The organism is Nocardia cyriacigeorgica GUH-2, from assembly GCF_000284035.1.
Classification (GTDB): domain Bacteria; phylum Actinomycetota; class Actinomycetes; order Mycobacteriales; family Mycobacteriaceae; genus Nocardia; species Nocardia cyriacigeorgica_B.
This window is the reverse complement of the sequence record NC_016887.1, coordinates 4,554,242-4,574,670: the sequence shown is the minus strand read 5'-3', so window position 1 is coordinate 4,574,670 and position 20,429 is coordinate 4,554,242. Positions and strand designations below refer to the sequence as shown.

Genomic DNA, 20,429 nt, shown 5'->3' with positions numbered 1-20,429 from the left:
GCGATGTTGCTCCCGTGTCTGACGCCGACGTCGTCGATGAACCTGTGGCCCGGTCGACGAAACGGGCACGAAGCTATGCGTTGGGAAAATCCCAATGCGTCGGTAGCATGGATGCATGGACGAGAAGCTTGTGGCGGTGGGCGATCGCATTCGGTCGCGCATTCCATCCGGCATGAGTCAGCGACAACTCGCTGACCAGGCCGGTATGAAGCCCGACGCGCTCTCCCGAGCACTGAACGGGCAGCGCGGTTTCTCGTCGACAGAGCTGGCCAGAATCGCGGATGAGCTGGGCGCGGATCTCTACTGGCTCGCCACTGGGCATGAGGATCCTCGTCGAGTTCAGATCGCTGCCCGGCACAGTTGGGATCCGGACCGGCGTGTGCCCATGAATCCGGGCCGCGTCCATGACGACGAGATCCTTGCGCAGGTAGTGGAGGTCTACAACGCCGCCCTTCCAGAGGGCCCGCCTCCGAGCGAGAAGCTGCCAGATGACCCAGGCCGTATGCGTGAAATACTCGGCGACGACTTTGTGCGAACCTTCGGCGCGGCGGTAGAAGCTCGGCTGGGCGTCGATGTCGTTCGTCTACCAGGGCTCAGCACCGACTATTCGATCACCATCGGTCCTCGGGCGGTTGTCCTATTGGCGACCACTCCGAGCTGGTTCCGTAGCAACTGGTCGCTGGCGCATGAGCTGGCACATCTCGCGCTCGGACACCACAGCGGGAACGCCGAGCCGGCAGAGAAAGACGAAGCGCCTGCCAATCGTTTTGCTGCGGAGCTGCTCCTGCCGCAAGAACTGATCGATCGCGAAGACTGGCAGCGGATGGACGAGCGGCAGCTGGCGGGATTCCTGTGGAGAACCGGAGTCTCGAGCAAGGCCTTGAAAAATCGCCTCGACTGGTTCCGTATTCAACCCGCGCCCGGCATCGTGTCCGCCCTGAGAGAATCGACGCCGAAACTGATCCGCGCTCAGGCGCAAGTAGTGGGGGGGACGGAGAAAGTGACTGTGCGACAGCAGGATTCGTCGACTCGACTCTTCCCGTCCTTGGTGGTCGACGCGTTGCAACGTCGAGTAGACGCAGGCACGGTTTCGCCGGAGCTGCTCGCTTGGGCGCTTGCTGTGCCAGTCGACGAGATCGACTTCCTGTCCCCGGATGATGAACAGCTCGCTGATGCCTACGCGCGTCGGCTAGAGGACCGGCCGAGCGCCGCCGATCTTGGGAAGTGGGCAGCGACGAACAACCGGCTCGCCGGGTGAGCGCGCCGATACTTCGCTGGGAGAGGATCACCAAACGCCGGGACGCAATCTCGCTGCAGACGTTCTCGTGCACGACACCACTGCCGCGAAGCCCCGTCGGTCGCAGGCTTCCACACCCCAAGCCGTGGGAGTACGAGGTTCAGAGTCACTTCCGGGAGAGCTCGAAGCGATTGAAGGAAGGCGACTTGCTACTCGTCGGTCGAGATGTGCCTGAAAACGGGATCGTCGCTGCTGTTCACCTGATCTTCGATTGTTCCGAGCCCGAACTCGTCGCGGCCCACATCGCAGCAATCGGTGTATGCCAGACCGTTCGCGGTCGGGGCGGCGTCGTGGCGGACGGCGCCTTACGCGAAGCACGCGGCTGCATCGCCGAGTGCGCGGTATCGCTCGGGCGAGCCGTCGCCGTCGCAACCGCGTCCATTCACCGGCACAACCGTCCGAGTGAGTTGCTCTTCGACAGGGCGGGCTTCGAGCCGATGTCGGTTCCGGTTGGTGATTATCAGCAATGGGTCTGCCGGATCCTGTAGTCGAGGCGGGCCGCTCGACCGCCGAATTGCCCATCGCTGCTTATGAACGGCGTCACCGCCCGACTTCGGGTTCTCGGCAGCAATTCCGGTAGTTGATGTCACGGCCACCAGATCGTCGCCGCGATCACCAGCAGCGGTATCGCGATCGCGATCGCCAGGCCGACGATCACCAGAGTGCTCATGGGTTCGCCTGTCCGATCGTCCACCGCGCGAAGCTGAGTCGTGGAAGCACGATCTCTACATCGGCGATCTCCATTACCGCATTGAGTTCGAGGGGGCCGAGGTGGTCGGGTGCTGGCAGGATCACCAGCTCGGCCTGGGCATTGCGTACCTGATCTGCCGGTCGTAGCACCGAGTGTTCGCATGGCCACACGAGCTGGTAGCCGAGTCGTAGTGCGAGGCGGCGGATCTGGGCGCGGTCCCAATCGGGTGCGCTGCTGATGTCGTGGTCGATCCAGCCGAGCGCGATCGAATGGTTCATGCTGCCACCTCGGCGTCGGCGGGTGTGGTCGGGGGCTCCACCGCTACTCGCTCCGACGTCGATGTATCGACACAATGTTGGTGCCGCAGCAGCCGGGCGGAAGTCTCCGTATCCCGGTTCGGCGCTGCTCGCTCAGGCAGCAGCGGTCGTTCGCGCACAGAGCCTCCTCGTTTACGTGTCATGGCAGGCACCCGGCGCCGGGGAATTCCGCTGCGGTCAGGCTCGTAATGTCCTGACCAAGCGGGATGTTCGACCCGGCGCCGAGGCCGAATCAAGCGTCATCGACCTCCGATCGCGATCCCAGGGACAGCAGTGATAGGGAACCGCTACTCTTCCGCTAGATCGCAGGGACAGGGGGCATCGAATGATCGTGGAGACTTGGACACGGGTTGAGGTACGCGCCCTGCGCGATGCCGCGCTCCGTATGACTCAGGAGCAGTTCGCCGAACAGATCGGGTGGTCTGTTGCGACCGTGCGAAAATGGGAACGTGCCACCGAATCGCGGCCGGTGCGCGGGCAACGTGCCGCCGACCTCGATAGTTGGCTCGCCAAGCTGAGCCCGGAGCAGATGCGTCGGTTCGCGCTCGCCGTATCCGGCCCCCGGGCCGCAGCACAGCGACACTCGCCGTCTGGAGACATAGAGGATGAGGCAGACGTGAACCGCCGCGAATTCAGCATGGCCGCTGCGCTGACCGTCGCGACATTGCCGCAATGGAAACCGTCCCGCATCGGGATGGCGGATGTGAACCGGCTCAATGCATTCACTGCTGAACTGGAGGCTGCTCAGCAACGGGTCGGAGGTGCCGGACTTCTGCCCACTGCGGTCGACGCGCTGGAGCGCACTCGAGGGCTATTACACAGCTGCGTCTTCGACGATGCGACCGGGAAGGCGTGGATGTCCGCAGTCGGCGAGCTTGCTGTCCAAACTGGTTGGCTGGCTTACGATGCGGATCAGACGCAGCTTGCATGGCGTTGTTACTCCGACGCACTGTCGTTGGCGTTCACAGCTGACGACGACGATTTGACCGTGCACGCATGCATGAACGCTGCCTTGCAAAGCACCACGTTGGCGCGGATCGGACGAGCATCTCCGTCGTACGCTCTTGCGCTGACCCGCCGCGCGGGAGATCTGGTGCGGCGCCGGCCGGCGGGGCGGATTCACGCGCTGATTGCTGCGCGCGAGGCGGCCGCATACGGGACGGCGGGAGACGCGAGCAGTGTCGCCAAGGCGATGTCGGCGGCGTGGCGCGAGATGGACAATGCAATGGCCGACGAGCCGGTCGATCAGTGTCCCGCGTGGCTGCGGTTCGTCAGTCACTCCGAAGTTCGGTTCCACGAGGCACGAGCCTGTACGGATATGAGCAACCACAATCGGGCTCTCAGCCTGTTCGAGGTCGTGGCAGGCGAGCCGGCCAGCCCCAGCAACACCGTGCACGCGGCAGCGTGGTGGTCGGCGTCGCTGGCTCGTACCGGCGACATGGGAGAGGCAATCGCGACAGGGCTGCCGGTGCTCGAGGCGCTGGAAACGTGGCTTGCGTCCCCCCGTGCACTCAAGGTGCTCGAGCCGGTGCGGGCCTCAGCTGAGAGGCTTCCCGAAGGTGAGGAGTTCCGGGCTCGTTACGACGCTCTCACCACCACGAAAGGCACCGCAGTTGACTGAGTTCCGGCGGTTCGACCACCTGGGCGCCCGGAAGATCCGCGTCACCGTTCAGGACGTGTACGCGCGCGCATACACCGAATCCGTCGCCTCTGACGACCCGTTCGAGTCGCTGGAAGCGGCCATGCGGCGATTCGACGCCTACACGAGCCGTGCAGGATTCGACCTGGTCGTGCTGTACTCCGAGGGCGAAGCGATCGGGCAGGCGTGGGGGTGGCCGCTCACCGCGAATTCCCGGTGGTGGAACGGTCTGCACCTCGACGAAGAGGAGCCGGATTTCACGACAGAGGACGGGACACGGACATTCGCGCTGTCGGAGATCATGGTGGTACGTGAGCACACCGGAAGAGGTCACGCGCGGGCTTTGCACGACGAACTGCTGGCTGGTCGACAAGAACAGCGGGCGACCCTGCTCGTGGATCCGACGAACGAGAACGCATATGCGCGGTACCGGAAATGGGGTTGGTTCCGGGTCGGTGTGCTACGACCCGACTGGGATGGGGCCCCTGTTTTCGACGTACTGATCCGCAAGCTGGCTGAGTGATGGGATCGACGCAGCGCCCGGCGTTATCCGGAGGTGGGTCGCAATATCGCAGGGTGTAGAACCGTGGCCGGGCCGCGACGGTACAGGGCGGCTGGGCGCCCGCCGTGGCGGGTGGTTCGCTCGCCGGTGGGGATCAGGACTCCTTCAGCGCTGGTGATCTTGCGATGAAAGTTGCGCTGATCCAGCGGGCGGCCCCATACGATCTCGTAAACTCTCCGTAGCTCGGCGACGGTGAACTGCGGTCGGCAAAATCGTGTTGCGAGGGTGGTGTATTCGAGTTTGCTCCTGGCTCGGTCGACCGCGTCCGCGATGATCTGATGGTGGTCGAACGCCAGCTCCGTCGGCTCGTTCAGCACCGACTCGACGGGGACCCAGATCGCTCTTCTCGCGTCGCCTCCTGGCTCGGGCATCGGAAGATCGGGCACGAATGCCAGATAGCAGACGCTCACCACGCGCCTGCGCGGATCCCTGTCGGGTGATCCGTAAGTGAATGATCGACGCGCAGGCGCATGGCGTTTCCAAGTAGGTGGGCGGTACACGAGCTGTCAGCGTCCGCCGGAGGGTAGTCGTGACGATGCCGCGACGTTGAGCATTCGAAGGTCGTTCTAGTAGAAGACCTTTGGGAATTACTCGGGTCCGGTGACTCTCCAGAGACACGGGGGCGAGCCGTCGCTGCCGCATGTGAGCATGGTGCCGTGACGATGCCGACCGATCCCGCAGCTTGAGAACACCGTATCCGGAAGCTCAACTCGAGATCCGAGACAACCAGCGATCCTGGTGATCGGCCAACGGTGATTTCAGCGGCAGTTGTACGAAGCGGCAGGTGAAGACCAGGCCGTGGTCGGCTCCTTCTCCGTCGACACGGTGCGTCCAGGTATCGGGTGTGTCGGATCGGGCGTGTAGGCGGAAAAAGGTTGTTCGGCGGGGGACGTTGGTGAGGGAGTGTGGGTGGTCGTCTACGGCGAGCTGGTCGACTACGGAAACGTTGCGCAGTCCGGTCTCTTCGGCTACTTCACGGAGGACCGCTTGCTCGAGGGACTCACCAGGGTGCACCCCACCGGCGGGGATTTGGGTTCCTGCTTCGGGGTGGGCGGTGTGGTCGAAGACTAGTAGTTCGGGGGTTGTGCGGTATCTGATGACGTAGGCGGCCACGCGGATTCTCGGATGGTGCACTGGGACATCGTGGCCGAGTGGGTCGCCGGTTGGTGAGCCATTTCCGCCGGATAACGCTTGGACCAGCGGTGACGCGTTCGCGCTGCGGCTTGAAATCCCACTATTGGGAACAATCCCGCTGCACAATGGCCCGATGCGAACCTATGCCCGTGTGCTGCCGGCGGCGATTGCTGGAGTGCTCGTTGTTTTCGCGCCTACTGTCGCGGCGGCTCCGGTTGTCGGCGGCTCGAATGATCAGGCTCCGTTTCCGGTGGCGCTGCAACCCGATGGGATTCAAGCGCGCGGGGCGGCGTTGGCGGAGGGGAATACCGGGTTGATCGTGTGGTCGCGGGAGGCGCACGCGCGGGTTCCGGTGGCCAGTCTTACCAAGGTGATGACGGCGTTGGTGGTGTTGGAGGCGGGGGATCTGGAGCGGCCGGTGACGGTGCCGCAGTCGGCGATCGATGCGTCGGCGGCGCATGGGGGGAGTTCGGCGGGGTTGGTTGCCGGTGAAGTGCTCACTGCGCGCCAGTTGCTGTACGCGATGATGCTTCCTTCGGGGTGTGATGCGGCGTATGCGCTGGCGGAGGCGTTCGGGCCGGGGCGGGAGGCGTTCATCGGGAAGATGAACGCTACGGCGCATCGGCTGGGGATGGGGAATACGCACTTCACCGATCCCAGTGGGCTGCCCGTTCCGGGCGATTACTCCACCTATTCCACGCCTGCCGACATGGTGCGGATGGGGCATCACGCCATGGGCAACCCGGTCTTCCGGCAGATCGTGGGGACCCGGGTTCATCACCAGCCGGCGGGCCCGGCCAACCGCGCTCACGTCTGGGAGAACACCAACGACCTACTGCACCGGTACCCGGGCACAACAGGGATCAAAACCGGATCGACGAATGCCGCCGGAACCTGCCTGCTGTTCGAAGCGCAGCGGGGCGCCCAGCGCTTGATCGGCGTGGTCCTGCACAGCGCCCCCTTCGACCTCGACGCCGCCACCGCCGACGCCGAACGCATCATGAACTGGGGCTTCCTCCCCGTCCTCAGCTCCCTCCCCGTCCCCTGACTCCGCCGAGTGGTACATGACGCAGGCGACACGCCGACAACGCCTGCATGAGGTACCACTCGACGAATGTCACAGGGGGAGTAGGTGATGCTTCCTCGGGTAGCGGATGACCTGCTTGTCCTTGAGCAGGTTCAGCGCCCGGCGGATCTCCAGCCGCGTCGCCGACGGCTCGATGACGGCGTCGATGTAGCCGCGTTCGGCCGCGATCCACGGCGTCGCGATGGTCGCGTTGTAGAAGTCGATCATCTGCTGACGGACCGCCGCGCGCTGATCATCAGGCGTCGCGTCGAGGATCTTGCGCTGGGTGAGGCCGACGGCGCTTTCGGCGCCCATGACGGCGATGCGGGCGGTGGGCCAGGCGAGGTAGACGTCGCAGCCGAGGGCCTTGGCGCCCATGACGGCCCAGCCGCCGCCGTAGGCCTTGCGGATCACGACGGTCACCTTGGGGACGGTGGCCTCGACGTAGGCGAACAGGAAGCGGCCGCCGCGCTTGATGACGCCGACCTTCTCCTGTTCCACGCCGGGCAGGAAGCCGGGGGTGTCGACCACCAGCACCAGCGGGATCTCGAAGGCGTTGCAGATGTGGATGAAATGGGCGGCCTTGTCGCTGGCCTTGGCGTCGAGGGCGCCGGCGAGGACGGTGGGCTGGTTGGCGACCACACCGACGGGGCGGCCGTCGACGCGGGCGAAGCCGGTGATGATGTTTTTGGTGGCGGCCGCGCCGATCTCGTGGAATTCGCCGTCGTCGAAGATCCGCACCAGCACGTCGTGCATGTCGTAGATGGAATTGTCGGAGTCGGGGACGAGCGTGTCGAGCGATAGATCGGACTCGGTGACCTCCGGCTCCAGGCCGGGGTTCACGATCGGCGGCTGCTCGACGGCACTGGACGGCAGGTAGCTCAGGTAGTTGCGGACCCAGGCGAAGGCCGCGGCTTCGTCCTTGGCGACGTGGTGGATATTGCCGTAGGCGGCCTGGTTGTAGGCGCCGCCGAGCTCCTCCATGTCGACCTTCTCGCCGAGGGCGTCCTCGATGATCTTGGGCCCGGTGACGAACATGTGCGCGCTCTCGGTGGCGACCACGACGTCGGTGCAGATCGGCTGGTACACCGCACCGGCCGCGCAGTTGCCCAGGATCAGCGACACCATCGGCACCGCACCCGACAGCGGCTCCATTTTCGTGGCGAGCTCGCCGTACCAGCGCAGCGAGGTCACTGCCTCCTGGACGCGCGCGCCGCCGGAGTCGTTGATGCCGACCAGCGGGCAGCCCATCTTGCCCGCCAGCTCCATGATCGCGGCGACCTTGCGGCCGAACATCTCGCCGATGGTGCCGCCGTACACCGTCTGATCATGGGAGAACACCGCGACCGGGCGGCCGTCGACGAGACCGCGTCCGGTGACCACGCCGTCGCCGTAGAGGGCGTCCTTGTCGTTGGGGTTGCGCACCAGGGCGCCGAGCTCGACGAAGGTGCCCGGATCCAGCAGCATCTCGATGCGGTCGCGGGCGGACGGAATGCCCTTACGTGCGCGTTTGGCGGCTCCCGCCTCTCCGGCCGGTTCCTGCGCGATCTCGAGCTTCTTGCGCAGGTCGGCAAGCTTGTCGGCGGTAGTACTCATCGATTCATCCAGTTTTCAGCGGGAACACCGCACCGTCATCGGGGGCTTTGACACCGTACCCGGACAGGTCGCTCAGTGGGATTCCCAGGTTTGTGAGTTCCCGGCCGGCTTCCTCACCGGGCAGGGGCGCCGGGCCGGGCCAGCGCGCGAGTCAGCAGGCGGTGGACGTAGTCGGCGTCGGCGGGGGCGTTGTCGAGCAGCAGGGCCGTGCACAGTCCGTCGGAGGTGGCGACGAGGGCGGCGATGGCCTCGGCGTCGTCGGTGAGGGTGGCGGCGAGTTCGGCGATATCGGCGCGCCAGCGTAGAGCGACGGGAGCGAGGGCGGGGCGGCGGGCGGCGAGGGTGGACAGTTCCCGTTCGGCGAGGGCGCGGTCGCGGCCGGGGCCCGCGGATTCGACGATCAGCTCGGCCAGGCCGCGCAGCTTGTCGCCGGGGCTTTCCATGATCTCGCGGATGCGCGCGGTGTAGGTGTCGGCGACGGTGGACAGGGCCGCGACCAGCAGGTCGTCGAGGGTGGCGAAGTAATAGGTGCTCAGACTGGTGGTGATGCCGGCCTGTTTGGCGACGGTGCGGTGGGTGACGCCGGCGGCCCCGTCGCGGGTGACGACGGCGAGGGTGGCCTCGATGATCTCGGCGCGGCGCCTACTGCCCCGGGCCTTGCGCCCATCGATCGGCTCGCTCGTCTCGTTCATGCTCGCCTCCTGCGGGTTCCGGGCCGGTCGCGCAGCGCACCGTGTCCTCGGCCGGCTCCTCGCCGAGCGGGCGGACCTGCCGCAATGCCGTCAGACAGATTACGGTCGCCGCCACGATGGCGACACCGGCGACGGTCGCCGCGACGTTCACACCGCTGGTGAATGCCTCGCGCGCGGCCTGCAGTGTCTCGGCGGGAACCTGATCGGCGACCGACAGCGCGCCCGCGAGGCTGTCGGTGAGACGGTCCTCGACGAGGGGCGTCACGTCCGGAGGTGCGGTCATGCGGGCGGCGTAGAGCGCGGTGCCGAGACTGCCGAGGACGGCGACGCCGATGGCGAGGCCGAGTTCCTGCACGGTCTCCGACATCGCCGCGGCCGAACCGGACTGCGCGGCCGGAGTGGCGCCGACGACCATATCGGTGCCGAGGGCGGCGATCGCTCCGAGACCGAGATAGACGAAACCGAATCCGGTGACCACTCGAACGGGCTCCCCGGTTCCCGCGCCCGCGAGCAGCGCGTAGCCGATCACCGACAGGCCGAGCGTGATCGCCATGACCAGGCCGGGCCGGATTCGCCGGGCGATCAGCGGCGCCCCGATCGCCGCCGCGAACATGGCCAGCGCGGGCGGCCCCATCCACAGCCCCGCGCCGAACGGGCTCATGTCTTCGACGAATTGGAGGTATTGGGTGACCAGGTACATGGTCCCGCCGACGCCGATCAAGCCGATCAGCAGTACGGCCAGCGCGGCGGAGAACGCCCGGTTCGCGAAGAGCGTGACGTCCAGCAGGGGAGCGGTCAGTCGGAGTTGGCGTCGTACGAAGATCACCCCGGCCGCGATGCCGATGGTTGCCAGGAGCAGTGTGCCGAGATCGGGCCGGTGTGCCGCGGCGTGCTTGATCGCGTAGACCACCGGCACGATCGCGGCCAGCGACAGCGCGACGCTGGCCGGATCCAGGCGGCCGGCCCGCGGATCGGCGTGTTCGGGCAGCAGCGTCCGCGCCAGGCCGAGCACCACCACGGCGACCGGCACGGCCAGCAGGAATGCCGCGCCCCACCAGAACCGGTCGACCAGCGCACCACCGACCACCGGCCCGGCGGCCATGCCGAGGGCGAACATCGTCGCCCAGATCCCGATCGCGACCGCGCGCCGCCGCTCGTCGCGAAAGATGTTCGAGATCAACGACAATGTGGACGGCATCAGCGTCGCCCCGGCGATCCCGAGCAGGGCGCGCGCCAGAATCAGCAGCTCGGCGTTCGGCGCGTAGGCCGCCAGGACCGAGACCGCCGCGAAGGCCGTCATCCCGATCATCAGCAGTCGGCGCCGGCCGATCCGGTCGCCCAGAGTTCCCATGGTGAGCAGGAATCCGGCGATGAAGAACCCGTAGGCGTCCATGATCCACAACGTCTGGGTCGCCGACGGGTCGAGCGCTTCGGCCATGCTCGGCAGCACCAGGTAGAGCACGGTGACATCGAGGCCGAGCAGCACGGTCGGCAGCGCCAGCACGGCCAGGCCCGCCCACTCGCGCGCGCCGGAACTGCGCACGTCGACTCCTGACACGGCAACCTCCTTCGTAGATATTTGAACGATAGTACAAGTAGTACCATCGTTCAAATAGTATGCGCGGAGGGTGCGGTTTCGACGCGGAAGGATCGGTGTGCACTTTCCCGACTCGATGACTTTTTCGGGCTCGGAGAACTCATCTCATCTGTTCGCGTGAGGCTTTTCCGGCCGAACGGTGCTGTGCTGAACGTTGTGGCAACCCGGGGAGCCGGGTCGACCATGACCAAGAATGCTGACAGTAAGGGAAATGTCATGACTAGCACCAAGGTTCGCTCTGCCATAGCAGCAGCGGCGTGCGCGCCGTTGATCGCGATGGGCGCCGGGGTAGCAAGCGCGGCACCGGCCGCAGAGCCCGCTCCCGCACCAGTCGCACCGGTTCCGGTCGAAGTCCAGCCGGCCGTGCTGTCACCGTTCCTCACGATTCCCGGCGCACTGCTGACGTGCGGGATCGTGCTGATCACGGTGCCGATCCTCTTCCCGGTGTGTGTCGTCTGATCCGACCGATGCCAGGACCGAGGGGAAACGAGGGCACTCTCGTACTCCGTTCGGGAGTGCCCCCTGATCCTCGGCCGACCACCTTGGGAGAACCATGTTCGGCAAAATCCTTCTCGTGCTCGCGGCCGCCATCCTCGGCCTGGCGGGCACGGCCATCGGGAGCGCCCAGGCGGCGCCTCCGGTAGTACTGGGCGGTGGATCGGGCATCGTCTTCGACGACGGAGCGACCTGTTCGCTCGCCACCATCGGCTGGGACGACACCGGTCGGATGGTCGGCTTCACCGCGGGCCACTGCAACCAGCCGGGGGCCGGCGTTTCCGCCGAATCGAATCCGGAAGCGGGTCCGGTCGGCACCATCGACTACGTCAACAAGGAGCTCGACTACGCCGTGATCCGCTTCGACGCGGACAAGGTGGTACCGGTCAACCGGGTCGGGGCGACCACGATCACCGAGGTCGGCCTGCCCGCCCAATTCCCCGCGATCGCCTGCAAACAGGGCCGCACGACTGGGCAGACCTGCGGACTGGTCTACGGGGATGTCTTCGATACCGCGACGTGGACGCTCACCCAGATCTGTGTGCTCGTCGGTGATTCCGGTGGCCCCGTGGTCGTCGGCACGACCTTGGTGGCCCTGGTCAACGGGTACGTCTCGGTGCCGTGCCTCGGCCCGCATGTGGGCGTCAATTTCACCAGAATTCTCGACGACGTCGCGCTGCGCGGTGGTCTGGGAACCGGCTTCCGGCCGGTGTGAATCGACCGGAAATCACTGCGCGGCAATAGCGCTCGACAGCAGCAGGCGGACCAGTTCCGCCTGCCGGTGTGTTCCGGTCTTGACGAAAATGTGCTGCAAATGGGTGCGCGCGGTGAACAACGAGACCGACAGCTGATCTGCCACGGCCGGTAATCCGTCGCCACGGATCACGCCCATGGCGACCAGTGTTTCGGCGTCGGTCAACCCGTACAGATCGTGCAGCGCCTTCGGCTGCGGTTCCAGATCGTGGTCGGGATCGACCACCAGCAGCAGGACCGCGCGCGGCCGGGGCGGCGCGTCACCGGGCATGCCGTCCAGGGGTGTCACCCGGACGATGAGCGGCCGCTTACCGGACGGACGAGTGATGGCGACATTGCCGCTCGATCCATCGGGGCCCGCGGCCTCGCGGATGAGCCGGCTGAGCCGGGCCTGATTGGTCGACGGGGTGGCGCGCAGCCGGCCGGAGCTGTCGGCGGCCAGCCCGTCGCTGTCGCCGGTGATGTCCATGGCGGTGGAATTGGCGAAGATGACCGCGGCGTCGGAGGTGACGATCATGATCCCGTAGTGCGCCCGCTCCAGCGTCCCGAGTGCGAGCGCGCGCTCGCGCGCCAACTCGATCAGCTTCGACTGAGTACGCAGTGCTTGGGCCAGGTGTGGCACCAAGACGTGCAGCAGCGCCCGGCCCGCCGAATGCCGGGCGAGGTCGACCTGCGGCGGCATGGTCAGGCAGATCCAGGCGGGCGGCACGTCGCGATCGAGCCGGGCCAGAAAGCTGTGCGCGAGGCTGCTGGGATCGGACGGGCCGCCGTCGGGCAGGGTCAGCACCTCATCGCTGGTGACGGGGGCGCCGACGGGTAGCTGCTGGATCCGGTCGGCGGCGCGGACGATGTGTTCGTGGATCGCCGGGCCGAGTTCGGACCCGGCGGCCTTGACGACGAAGTCGTGGCCGTCGGATCCGGGGATGACGAGCAGCCCGCGGACGGCGCCGAAGGCAGCGGCGAGCGTGCCGATCACGCCGTCCCAGCGATTCGGATCGGCGCCGGCGTCGTAAATCGCGCCAATGAGATCCGAGAAGCGCTGGAGAGTGATCGACGCCGTGGTTCCTCCGCGACCGGATAACGCTGTCACGGCGGCGGTCATACGGTTATCGCCACCCGTGTGGGTTTCCGAGCGGAATTTTTGTCAGCCATGATCGCACAACGTCCCCGAACTACATCGATGCAACCCCCGGGTGCGGCACTGCACTGGGCCGCCACCGTCGAAATCTACCAACTTCCACGGTGATTCGGAGCAAGATCGAGGGGTATTCGGATAATGTGCCGACAAAGAGATCAATTCGGACTCTCGGTACGAAAAATGCTGACCGAATTCACTTGCGTACCGAATCGGACATTCGGGGACAATTGCGAATACTGCGCAGACGATGCGTTTATCAGTTTCTGTTCGATGACGGTGGAAACGCTTCTCCTCTGCTAATCCGGTGAAATCGACGGGGACATGCCGTACCCGTCGATCAGCGGTACGGACGCCTGTCGCGATCCCCGACACGCCATCGGCGCGTGGGCGCCAACTCCAGCCGCTCTGGCAGCGTAAATTGGTTATCTTCGGTAACTTCCAACGACGTGGTGGGAGGTAAACGAGTGGCCGGGGTGGCGCGATCGCAAGCAGAGCAGGTGCCCGGGGGATGGCTGCGCAGAGCCATCGCCGTAGTCGTAGCAGTAGTTCTGATGTCATCGATCGCGGCGGTGGCCGGTGCCGCACCGCTACGCGCGCCGGGCCTACGGGCGCCCGCCGGCGGATTCCAAGAACTGTTCGTGCCGTCGAGCATGGGACCGATCAAGGTCCAGGTGCAGTGGGCGGCGCGCGGCGGTAGCGCGGCGCTCTACGTGCTCGACGGGCTGCGCGCACCACACGACCACAGCCAATGGACCAGTGACACCGACGCATTACGGCAATTCGCCGGCGACAACGTCACCCTGGTGTTCCCGGTCGGCGGCCGGTCGAGCTTCTACACCGACTGGTACCGGCCCAGCCATACCAACGGCCAGCAGATCACCTACAAATGGGAAACGTTCCTCACCCAGGAATTGCCCGCTTTCCTGGCCGGCTACGGCGTCTCGCGCACCAACAACGCGATTGTCGGCGCGTCGATGGGCGGCAATGCCGCACTGATCCTGGCCGCCTACCACCGCGACCAATTCCGCTTCGCCGGATCGTTCTCCGGCTTCATCAACCCGATCTTCCCGATGTGGAGTGAGGCGATGCGCGCCGCTATGTGGGACGAAGGCCGATTCAACCCCGACGACATGTGGGGCCCGCCCGGCGATCCGGCCTCGGCTCGCAATGACGCCACCGTGCAAGCCGGGCGGCTGCGGGGGCTGCCGGTCTACGTCTCCAGCGGCAACGGCATCCCCGGCCCGGCCGACGTGCCCTACGGCGTGGGCAACACGGTGAACGCGATGGGCCTGGAAGTGCTCACCATGATCGCCGCGCAGATCTTCCGCGACCGCGCCAATGCGCTCGGCGTCGGTGCGTGCCGTCGACATCGTCAACGGCACGCACACCTGGGCGTACTGGCAGCAGGCCCTGGCCACCGCCCGGCCGATGATCCTCGACGCGCTGGGAGCGCACTGAGCCTCGGGAGCGCAGCAGTACTTTCGGTACCGTCGTCGGCGATGACGATCGGGGGCGCTGATGGGTGACTACTTCGAGCGCATCGTCGACCTCGAGGTGGACGCCGATGACGCGGCCGCCACGGCGACGCGCATGGTGGATTGGCTGGTGTCGCGCGGACTGCTGGCGCGGGAGATGTCCGGTGACGGGATGTACAGCCTGAACGTCGACGCAGGGTATCTGCCCGGCCCGCACTGGCAGCAGATCACGCAGGAATGGGGCGAGGACTGGCAGCCGGGGCCCGTCGCGGTCATCGTCGGACGCGAAGCACACCACGGTGGACAAGGTGAGATCGAACCGGAATCGGCGGGCTGCCCGAGCTGCGGCGCCGTCACCGTGATCATCGACTATCCCCAGCGGTTCGAGCCCGACCCCGAGGTGTGGCGTCCGTTCGGCGAGGCCATCCAACAGTGGAAGCGCACCGGTGCCGGAACCGTCGCCTGCCGCCGCTGTCAGGCGAGCAGCCCGATCACCGAGTGGCGCTGGCCGTCCGGCTTCGCGCTGGGCACCCTGGCCTTCGATTTCTGGGGCTGGCCGCCGCTGACCGACGCCTTCGTGGCGGAGTTCGCCGCCCGGCTGGGCCACCGCGTCGCCCACCACACCGGCAAGTTCTGACGCCCCGGGTGTCGGACCGAGGGCCTATCTTCATTGCCATGGGTCGTTTCGGAGGGTTCCCGTTCGCCGGTCTGGATTTCTACGAAGATCTCGAGGCCGACAACTCGAAGACGTTCTGGGCCGCGCACAAACAGGTCTACGACGAATCGGTGAAGGCGCCGATGCTCGCGCTGATCGAGGAACTCGAGGCCGATTTCGGGTCCGCGAAACTCTTCCGCCCCTACCGTGACGTGCGGTTCTCCAAGGACAAGTCGCCGTACAAGACCCACCAGGGCGTGGTGGTAGGCGCCGCGCCGGGCGTGGGCTGGTACGTGCAGATCGGTGCGGCGGGACTGTTCGTCGCCGCCGGGTTCTACGGCGGCTCGGCCGACCAGCTCGCCCGCCTGCGCACCACCATCGACGACGACGTGCGCGGCCCGGAGCTGGCCGCGATCCTCACCGAACTCGCCGGCACCGGCTACGAGATCGGCGGGGACCGCCTCAAAACCCAACCCAAGGGCTACCCCGCCGACCACCCCCGCATCGAGCTACTCCGCCACAAGACCCTCACCACCCACCGCGACTTCGGCGCACCGGACTGGCTGCCGACACCACGCGCCGCGACGGAGATCCGCGCGGCGTGGGAGGCGCAGCGGCCGCTGGTGGAATGGCTCGCGGCCGTGGTCGGCGACTGACCCCCGCTACGCGACCGCGGCCTTCAGCTCGTCGGCCCGGTCGCAACGCTCCCAGGGCAGGTCGATATCGGTGCGGCCGAAGTGCCCGTAGGCCGCGGTCGGTGCGTACAGCGGACGCAGCAGGTCCAGATCGCGGATGATCGCCGCGGGCCGCAGGTCGAAGACCTTGCCGATGGCGGCCTGGATCCGGGCCGGGTCGGTCGTCTCGGTGCCGAAGGTCTCCACGAACAGCCCGACCGGCGCCGCCCGCCCGATCGCGTAGGCCACCTGGACCTCGATCCGTTCGGCCAGGCCCGCGGCCACGGCGTTCTTCGCGACCCACCGCATCGCGTAGGCGGCACTGCGGTCGACCTTCGAGGGGTCCTTGCCGGAGAACGCACCACCGCCGTGCCGGGCCATCCCGCCGTAGGTGTCGACGATGATCTTGCGTCCGGTCAGCCCCGCGTCGCCCATCGGCCCGCCGACGACGAACTTGCCCGTCGGGTTCACCAGCAGCCGGACATCGTCGCAGTCGAGCGAACCGGCGGGCAGTTCGGACAGCACGGCGTCGACTACGAACTCGCGCACGTCGGTGGCGAGCAGGGAATCCAGGTCGATGTCGGGTGCGTGCTGGGTCGAGATCACCACCGTGTCCAGGCGCACCGGGCGGTTTCCGTCGTATTCGATGGTCACCTGCGTCTTTCCGTCGGGGCGCAGATAGGGCAGGGTGCCGTCCTTGCGTACCCGGGTGAGACGGCGAGACAGCCGGTGCGCCAGCGCGATCGGCAAGGGCATGAGTTCGGGGGTTTCGGTGGTGGCGTACCCGAACATCAGGCCTTGATCGCCGGCGCCCTGCTGGTCCACGGGATCGCCGGCTCCGTCGACCCGCGCCTCGTAGGCGTGGTCCACGCCCTGCGCGATATCGGGGGATTGCGCGCCGATCGCGATATTCACCCCGCAGCTCGCACCGTCGAAGCCCTTCGATGAGCTGTCGTAGCCGATCTCGAGCAGTTTCGCGCGCACGATCGCGGTGATGTCCACCGTCGCGGCGGTGCCGACCTCACCGGCCACGTGCACCTGGCCGGTGGTAACCATGGTCTCCACCGCCACCCGTGCGGCCGGGTCGACGGCGAGCAGGGCGTCGAGCACCGCATCGCTGATGGCGTCGCAGATCTTGTCCGGATGTCCTTCGGTGACCGATTCGCTGGTGAACAGCCGGCGGGACGGCAGGGACGTTGTGGTCATGGGGTTCCTCAGCTTTCGTTTCCGGGCCAGCGCAGGGCGAGACCGGCGTAGACGTAGCGGCTGGCTTCGATCGCGACCAGCAGCACGGTGGAGCCCGGAGTGATCCGGCCTTCGGCGAGCCCGGCATCGAGCGCGAGCAGGACGGCGGGGGAGCCGGTCGCGCCGACATCGGTGAGGTTTTCGACGATCCGGGATTGCAGCAGGTCGTAATCGGCCCGCGTCAGTCCGGCTTCCTCGAATTCGCGGCTGAAGTAGTCGGCGTTGCCCTCGGGGAGCACGCACGCGTCGATCTCGTCCAGGCGCAATCCGGAGCGGTCCAGCAGTTCACGCAACGCGGTGACGAAGATGCGCGGACCGAACTCCGCGACACCGACGGCGTCGAGCGTGATGTCCATCAGCCGTTTGCGTTTCAGCTGTTCGTGCACGGGCAGGTCGGTGCCGCCGCCGACGACCACCATGCCGGGTTTGCGCGCCCCACCCATGCAGGCGTTGACGTAGCCGTACTTGTGCGCCACCGGACCGGAGGTGGCCCCGCGCAGCACCACGGCCGCGGCGCCGTCGCCGAAGTTATAGAGCGTCAGCCGATCCCGCATCCGGACCGCATCGGGTTCGCGGCCCAGGAACATCGGCGCGAGGATGGGCGAGATGGCTTCGGTGCCGATCACCAGTGCGGTGCGGTGGGTGCCGTCGGCGAGCTGGCGGTAGGCGATATCGAGGGCCTGGATCGCGCCGACGCAGCCCGCGCGCACCTCGATGACGGCGCAGCGTTCCAGCCCGAGATGCTGCTGCACATAGCTGCCGACGGTGGGCAGATGGAACTCGGGACTGGCGGTGGACACCACGATCAGATCCACCTCCTCCGGCCCCACCCCGGCGCGCTCGAGGGCGGTGCGGGCGGCGGCCTCGGCCATGCGGCTGTTGCTGATGCGGTGCGAGCCGTCGGCCGGATCGATCAGCCAGTGCCTGCGCCGCACCTGGATGCCGTCGAGCACATCGGCGGGCAGCGGGCCGACCAGCTTCTCGAGTTGATCGTTGTCGATCGGGTCGCCGGGGAGGAACGATCCGGTACCCAGGATCGCGACGTTGTTGGTGTCAGTCATGATGCTCCGATGTCGAGTGGGTAGCCGGTGTCAGCACCAGCGAGGTGTGCGTCCCGCCGAGGGAGGAACTGTTGATCAGCACCGGGCCGTCGAAGCGGGCCGGATCGTGCACTGCGAGGGCCGCGCACAGGTGCGCGCCGGCGCCCACCGGTTCGCCGAGTACCGATTTCGGTGTTTCGACGCGCGGCCCGGTACCGCCGGTGAGGCGGGCGATGGCCGCGAGTTCCGGATCGTCGACCGCGGCGAGGCCGGCAGCGTTGGCCCAGATCGCGCTGATGTCTGCCGGGGTGAGCCCGGACTCGGCGAGCGCGGCCCGCATGGCGCGTTCGATGCCGCGGCCCTCGCGATCCCAGCGGCCGATCCCCGCGGCATCGGAGGCGTTGCCGTAGCCGGCCACGACCGCCAGGATCCGGGCGCCCCGCGCCCGTGCGGCCGACTCCCGCTCCAGCAGCAGGGTGACCGCGCCCTCGGCCAGGCGGTAGCCGCGAGCCGCGGCGTCGGCGAATACCGGCATCCGCTGGTAGGCGTGCATGGCGTACGGCGCCAGCGCGTCGACGGCCGGGCACAGGGCCGCGTCGGCCGCACCGGTACGCAGCAGGTCGTGCGCGACGCCAAGCGCGGTGGCGCCCGCCGCATGTGCCGCGGTGAGGGTGGAGGTGGGGCCGCGCACCCCGAGCACCATCGACACCTGCCCGGCGGCCGCGTTGTAGACGGTGTTGGGGAACACCGCCGGGTTCGCTGCCGTCACACCGGATTCGAGCACCGGGACGGTGAATTTCTCCATGCTCTCCACCGGGCCGAGACCGGTACCGACGATGACGCCGATCCGGTCGGAGTCGACCGCTTCCGGATCCAGCCCGCCGTCGTCGAGCGCCATCCGGCTGGAGGCGACGGCGAGTATGCCGAGCCGGTCCATCCGACGCCGCTGCTTCGGGCTGAGAAACGGTGCGGGATCGAAATCCATTGCGGTGAGCGCGAGTTCGGTGCCGCCGTAGCCTTCGAGTGTGCCGCTGCGATAGGCGCTGAGCAGCTCACCCGCGTTCGCGCCGCCCGGGAGGATCGTCCCGATGCCGGTGATGACGACGCGATCGATCGGCGGTTCGGGCACCGGACTGGCCGGCCGGCCCTCCCGGCCGAACACCACCGTGGCATTGGCGCCGGCGAAGGCGAAATTGTTCGACATCGCCACATCCATCGGCAGCGGCCGCGCCGTGTTGGGCACCGCGTCCAAGCCGCACTTCGGGTCGGGGCCGGTGAAACCGGCGGTGGGCGGGGCCATCTGGTCGCGCAGCGCGAGGACCGTCGCGATGCCCTCCACCGCGCCCGCGGCACCGAGCAGGTGGCCGATCATGGACTTCACACTGGTGAGCGCGATCTTCTCGGCGGCGGGCCCGAAAGCGCGGCGTACGGCGTTGCTCTCGGCGGAATCGTTTTTCGGAGTGCCGGTTCCGTGCCCGTTGACGTAGGACACGTCGGCGGGCGTGACACCCGTGGCGGTGAACGCGGCGGTCAAGGCACGCGCGGCGCCCGCGCCTTCGGGATGCGGCGCCGTCGGATGGTGTCCGTCGGCGGACAGGCCGTAGCCGAGCACCTCGGCCAGAATGGGCGCTCCGGCGGCGATCGCGACCGAATGTTCCACCAGCACCAGCATTCCGCTGCCCTCGCCGAGCGAGAGCCCGCGCCGATCCTTGGAATAGGGCGCGGGCGGGATCGGCGACAGCGATTCCAGGCTGTGGAAGCCCGCGAAGACGGTCGCGTTGAAGGCGTCCGTGCCGCCGACCAGCATGGCGTCGGCCCGGCCGATCCGGATCATCTCGACCGCGTGCGCGATGGCGTGCGCACCGGCCGCGCAGGCGGTATTGACCGACAGCACCGGGCCCTGAAGTCCGAACTCGGCGCTGAGCGCCTCGGCGATGATCTGCGGTTGGATCATCAGATACCGCTGCCAGTCGACGTCACCACCGTCGCGGTCGGCCAGCCAGGCCTTCTCCACGGTGCCGAGCCCGCCGTTGCAGGTGCCGACCGCGACTCCCCAGCGGGTGGCGGGGACGGCGCCCTCGCCCTCGCGTGGACGGATGCGGGCGCTGTCGATCGCCTCGGCCGCTGCTACGAGCGCGAAATGGACAGCCGGATCAAGGGCTTGAGTCCCCTCGGTTTCGGTGCGCCACGGCCGGACCTCACCACCGATGGTGGTGGAGTGCCCGGTGAGGTCCAGCGATTCCACCTCGCCGATTGCCACATGGCCGTCGAGAAAGCCCTGCCACATCCGGTCGGCGCCCCGGCCCTGTGAGGTCACGGCGCCGATTCCCGCGACCACGATTCGTTTCGGGCTGCTCACAGCC

Annotated in this window: 19 protein-coding genes and 1 pseudogene; 10 read left to right on the top strand and 10 right to left on the bottom strand. The window is 67.4% G+C overall.

Annotated features, from left to right (window positions below):
* Window positions 1-115: 115 nt before the first annotated feature.
* Window positions 116-1,258, top strand: coding sequence for a helix-turn-helix domain-containing protein (locus NOCYR_RS20700; protein ID WP_014352353.1), 1,143 nt, complete (start codon window positions 116-118; stop codon window positions 1,256-1,258).
* Between the two features lie 170 nt (window positions 1,259-1,428).
* The gene (locus tag NOCYR_RS29385) at window positions 1,429-1,785 is read left to right on the top strand and encodes a hypothetical protein (RefSeq protein WP_148280702.1); all 357 of its coding nucleotides are present in this window, start codon (window positions 1,429-1,431) and stop codon (window positions 1,783-1,785) included.
* Between the two features lie 178 nt (window positions 1,786-1,963).
* Here NOCYR_RS29385 and NOCYR_RS20690 read toward each other — a convergent pair whose 3' ends face one another.
* Window positions 1,964-2,266: a hypothetical protein gene (locus tag NOCYR_RS20690; RefSeq protein ID WP_014352352.1), complete on the bottom strand. Its 303-nt coding sequence runs from the start codon at window positions 2,264-2,266 to the stop codon at window positions 1,964-1,966.
* Window positions 2,267-2,630: 364 nt separating this feature from the next.
* Here NOCYR_RS20690 and NOCYR_RS20685 point away from each other — a divergent pair, with 364 nt between their 5' ends.
* Together NOCYR_RS20685 and NOCYR_RS20680 are read left to right on the top strand one after the other, a co-directional pair.
* Window positions 2,631-3,926: a helix-turn-helix domain-containing protein gene (locus NOCYR_RS20685; protein WP_014352351.1), complete on the top strand. Its 1,296-nt coding sequence runs from the start codon at window positions 2,631-2,633 to the stop codon at window positions 3,924-3,926.
* Window positions 3,919-4,467, top strand: coding sequence for a GNAT family N-acetyltransferase (locus NOCYR_RS20680; protein WP_014352350.1), 549 nt, complete (start codon window positions 3,919-3,921; stop codon window positions 4,465-4,467). The genes NOCYR_RS20685 and NOCYR_RS20680 overlap by 8 nt, the downstream gene beginning before the upstream one ends.
* A 23-nt stretch (window positions 4,468-4,490) precedes the next feature.
* Here the strand turns inward: NOCYR_RS20680 and NOCYR_RS20675 are convergent, their stop codons facing one another.
* Both NOCYR_RS20675 and NOCYR_RS28590 read right to left on the bottom strand, forming a co-directional pair.
* Window positions 4,491-4,919 (bottom strand): NUDIX hydrolase, encoded by a 429-nt coding sequence (locus NOCYR_RS20675; RefSeq protein WP_231855975.1) that lies wholly within the window; start codon window positions 4,917-4,919, stop codon window positions 4,491-4,493.
* 292 nt (window positions 4,920-5,211) lie between these two features.
* A complete protein-coding gene (locus NOCYR_RS28590) occupies window positions 5,212-5,619 on the bottom strand; it encodes an NUDIX hydrolase (RefSeq protein ID WP_197538394.1) in 408 nt (135 codons plus the stop codon).
* Window positions 5,620-5,791: 172 nt separating this feature from the next.
* On the opposite strand from NOCYR_RS28590, the gene NOCYR_RS20670 reads away from it, so the two are divergent.
* Complete coding sequence (locus NOCYR_RS20670) at window positions 5,792-6,688, top strand: D-alanyl-D-alanine carboxypeptidase family protein (protein WP_231855974.1); 897 nt, start codon at window positions 5,792-5,794, stop codon at window positions 6,686-6,688.
* Between the two features lie 69 nt (window positions 6,689-6,757).
* Here NOCYR_RS20670 and NOCYR_RS20665 read toward each other — a convergent pair whose 3' ends face one another.
* From NOCYR_RS20665 to NOCYR_RS20655, 3 genes are all read right to left on the bottom strand, one after another.
* Window positions 6,758-8,302 (bottom strand): acyl-CoA carboxylase subunit beta, encoded by a 1,545-nt coding sequence (locus NOCYR_RS20665; RefSeq protein ID WP_014352346.1) that lies wholly within the window; start codon window positions 8,300-8,302, stop codon window positions 6,758-6,760.
* A gap of 113 nt (window positions 8,303-8,415) precedes the next feature.
* A complete protein-coding gene (locus NOCYR_RS20660; protein ID WP_014352345.1) occupies window positions 8,416-8,994 on the bottom strand; it encodes a TetR/AcrR family transcriptional regulator in 579 nt (192 codons plus the stop codon).
* Window positions 8,945-10,606 (bottom strand): MFS transporter, encoded by a 1,662-nt coding sequence (locus tag NOCYR_RS20655; RefSeq protein WP_231855973.1) that lies wholly within the window; start codon window positions 10,604-10,606, stop codon window positions 8,945-8,947. Before NOCYR_RS20655 ends, NOCYR_RS20660 begins: the two co-directional genes overlap by 50 nt.
* Window positions 10,607-10,774: 168 nt before the next feature.
* Here NOCYR_RS20655 and NOCYR_RS29380 point away from each other — a divergent pair, with 168 nt between their 5' ends.
* Together NOCYR_RS29380 and NOCYR_RS20650 are read left to right on the top strand one after the other, a co-directional pair.
* The gene (locus NOCYR_RS29380) at window positions 10,775-11,050 is read left to right on the top strand and encodes a hypothetical protein (protein WP_148280701.1); all 276 of its coding nucleotides are present in this window, start codon (window positions 10,775-10,777) and stop codon (window positions 11,048-11,050) included.
* Window positions 11,051-11,144: 94 nt separating this feature from the next.
* Window positions 11,145-11,801, top strand: coding sequence for a hypothetical protein (locus NOCYR_RS20650; RefSeq protein ID WP_014352342.1), 657 nt, complete (start codon window positions 11,145-11,147; stop codon window positions 11,799-11,801).
* Window positions 11,802-11,813: 12 nt separating this feature from the next.
* On the opposite strand, the gene NOCYR_RS20645 is transcribed toward NOCYR_RS20650, so the two are convergent.
* Window positions 11,814-12,929, bottom strand: a complete 1,116-nt coding sequence (locus NOCYR_RS20645; RefSeq protein ID WP_197538393.1) for a helix-turn-helix transcriptional regulator — start codon at window positions 12,927-12,929, stop codon at window positions 11,814-11,816.
* A gap of 599 nt (window positions 12,930-13,528) precedes the next feature.
* Between NOCYR_RS20645 and NOCYR_RS20640 the strand changes: the two are divergent.
* The 3 genes and pseudogenes from NOCYR_RS20640 to NOCYR_RS20630 all read left to right on the top strand — a co-directional run bounded on the left by NOCYR_RS20640 (window position 13,529) and on the right by NOCYR_RS20630 (window position 15,763).
* A pseudogene (locus tag NOCYR_RS20640) lies at window positions 13,529-14,435 on the top strand (alpha/beta hydrolase).
* Between the two features lie 60 nt (window positions 14,436-14,495).
* Window positions 14,496-15,089 (top strand): hypothetical protein, encoded by a 594-nt coding sequence (locus NOCYR_RS20635; RefSeq protein ID WP_014352339.1) that lies wholly within the window; start codon window positions 14,496-14,498, stop codon window positions 15,087-15,089.
* A gap of 38 nt (window positions 15,090-15,127) precedes the next feature.
* Window positions 15,128-15,763 (top strand): DUF2461 domain-containing protein, encoded by a 636-nt coding sequence (locus NOCYR_RS20630; protein ID WP_014352338.1) that lies wholly within the window; start codon window positions 15,128-15,130, stop codon window positions 15,761-15,763.
* A 6-nt stretch (window positions 15,764-15,769) separates the two neighbouring features.
* On the opposite strand, the gene metK is transcribed toward NOCYR_RS20630, so the two are convergent.
* Genes metK through NOCYR_RS20615 form a run of 3 tightly spaced genes read right to left on the bottom strand, consistent with a single transcriptional unit; the run spans window position 15,770 to window position 20,425 of the window.
* A complete protein-coding gene (metK, locus tag NOCYR_RS20625) occupies window positions 15,770-16,987 on the bottom strand; it encodes a methionine adenosyltransferase (protein WP_014352337.1) in 1,218 nt (405 codons plus the stop codon).
* Between the two features lie 8 nt (window positions 16,988-16,995).
* Window positions 16,996-18,087, bottom strand: coding sequence for a 3-oxoacyl-ACP synthase III family protein (locus NOCYR_RS20620; protein ID WP_014352336.1), 1,092 nt, complete (start codon window positions 18,085-18,087; stop codon window positions 16,996-16,998).
* Window positions 18,080-20,425: a beta-ketoacyl-[acyl-carrier-protein] synthase family protein gene (locus NOCYR_RS20615; RefSeq protein ID WP_048833569.1), complete on the bottom strand. Its 2,346-nt coding sequence runs from the start codon at window positions 20,423-20,425 to the stop codon at window positions 18,080-18,082. Before NOCYR_RS20615 ends, NOCYR_RS20620 begins: the two co-directional genes overlap by 8 nt.
* Window positions 20,426-20,429: the final 4 nt, after the last annotated feature.

Bases quoted from the DNA above. Each gene is read 5' to 3' on its own strand.
- NOCYR_RS20690 (WP_014352352.1), bottom strand. From the start codon at position 2,266: ATGAACCATTCGATCGCGCTCGGCTGGATCGACCACGACATCAGCAGC.
- metK (WP_014352337.1), bottom strand. From the start codon at position 16,987: ATGACCACAACGTCCCTGCCGTCCCGCCGGCTGTTCACCAGCGAATCG.
- NOCYR_RS29380 (WP_148280701.1), top strand. From the start codon at position 10,775: ATGACCAAGAATGCTGACAGTAAGGGAAATGTCATGACTAGCACCAAG.
- NOCYR_RS20660 (WP_014352345.1), bottom strand. From the start codon at position 8,994: ATGAACGAGACGAGCGAGCCGATCGATGGGCGCAAGGCCCGGGGCAGT.
- NOCYR_RS20650 (WP_014352342.1), top strand. From the start codon at position 11,145: ATGTTCGGCAAAATCCTTCTCGTGCTCGCGGCCGCCATCCTCGGCCTG.
- NOCYR_RS20630 (WP_014352338.1), top strand. From the start codon at position 15,128: ATGGGTCGTTTCGGAGGGTTCCCGTTCGCCGGTCTGGATTTCTACGAA.
- NOCYR_RS20685 (WP_014352351.1), top strand. From the start codon at position 2,631: ATGATCGTGGAGACTTGGACACGGGTTGAGGTACGCGCCCTGCGCGAT.
- NOCYR_RS20620 (WP_014352336.1), bottom strand. From the start codon at position 18,087: ATGACTGACACCAACAACGTCGCGATCCTGGGTACCGGATCGTTCCTC.
- NOCYR_RS20665 (WP_014352346.1), bottom strand. From the start codon at position 8,302: ATGAGTACTACCGCCGACAAGCTTGCCGACCTGCGCAAGAAGCTCGAG.
- NOCYR_RS20700 (WP_014352353.1), top strand. From the start codon at position 116: ATGGACGAGAAGCTTGTGGCGGTGGGCGATCGCATTCGGTCGCGCATT.
- NOCYR_RS20635 (WP_014352339.1), top strand. From the start codon at position 14,496: ATGGGTGACTACTTCGAGCGCATCGTCGACCTCGAGGTGGACGCCGAT.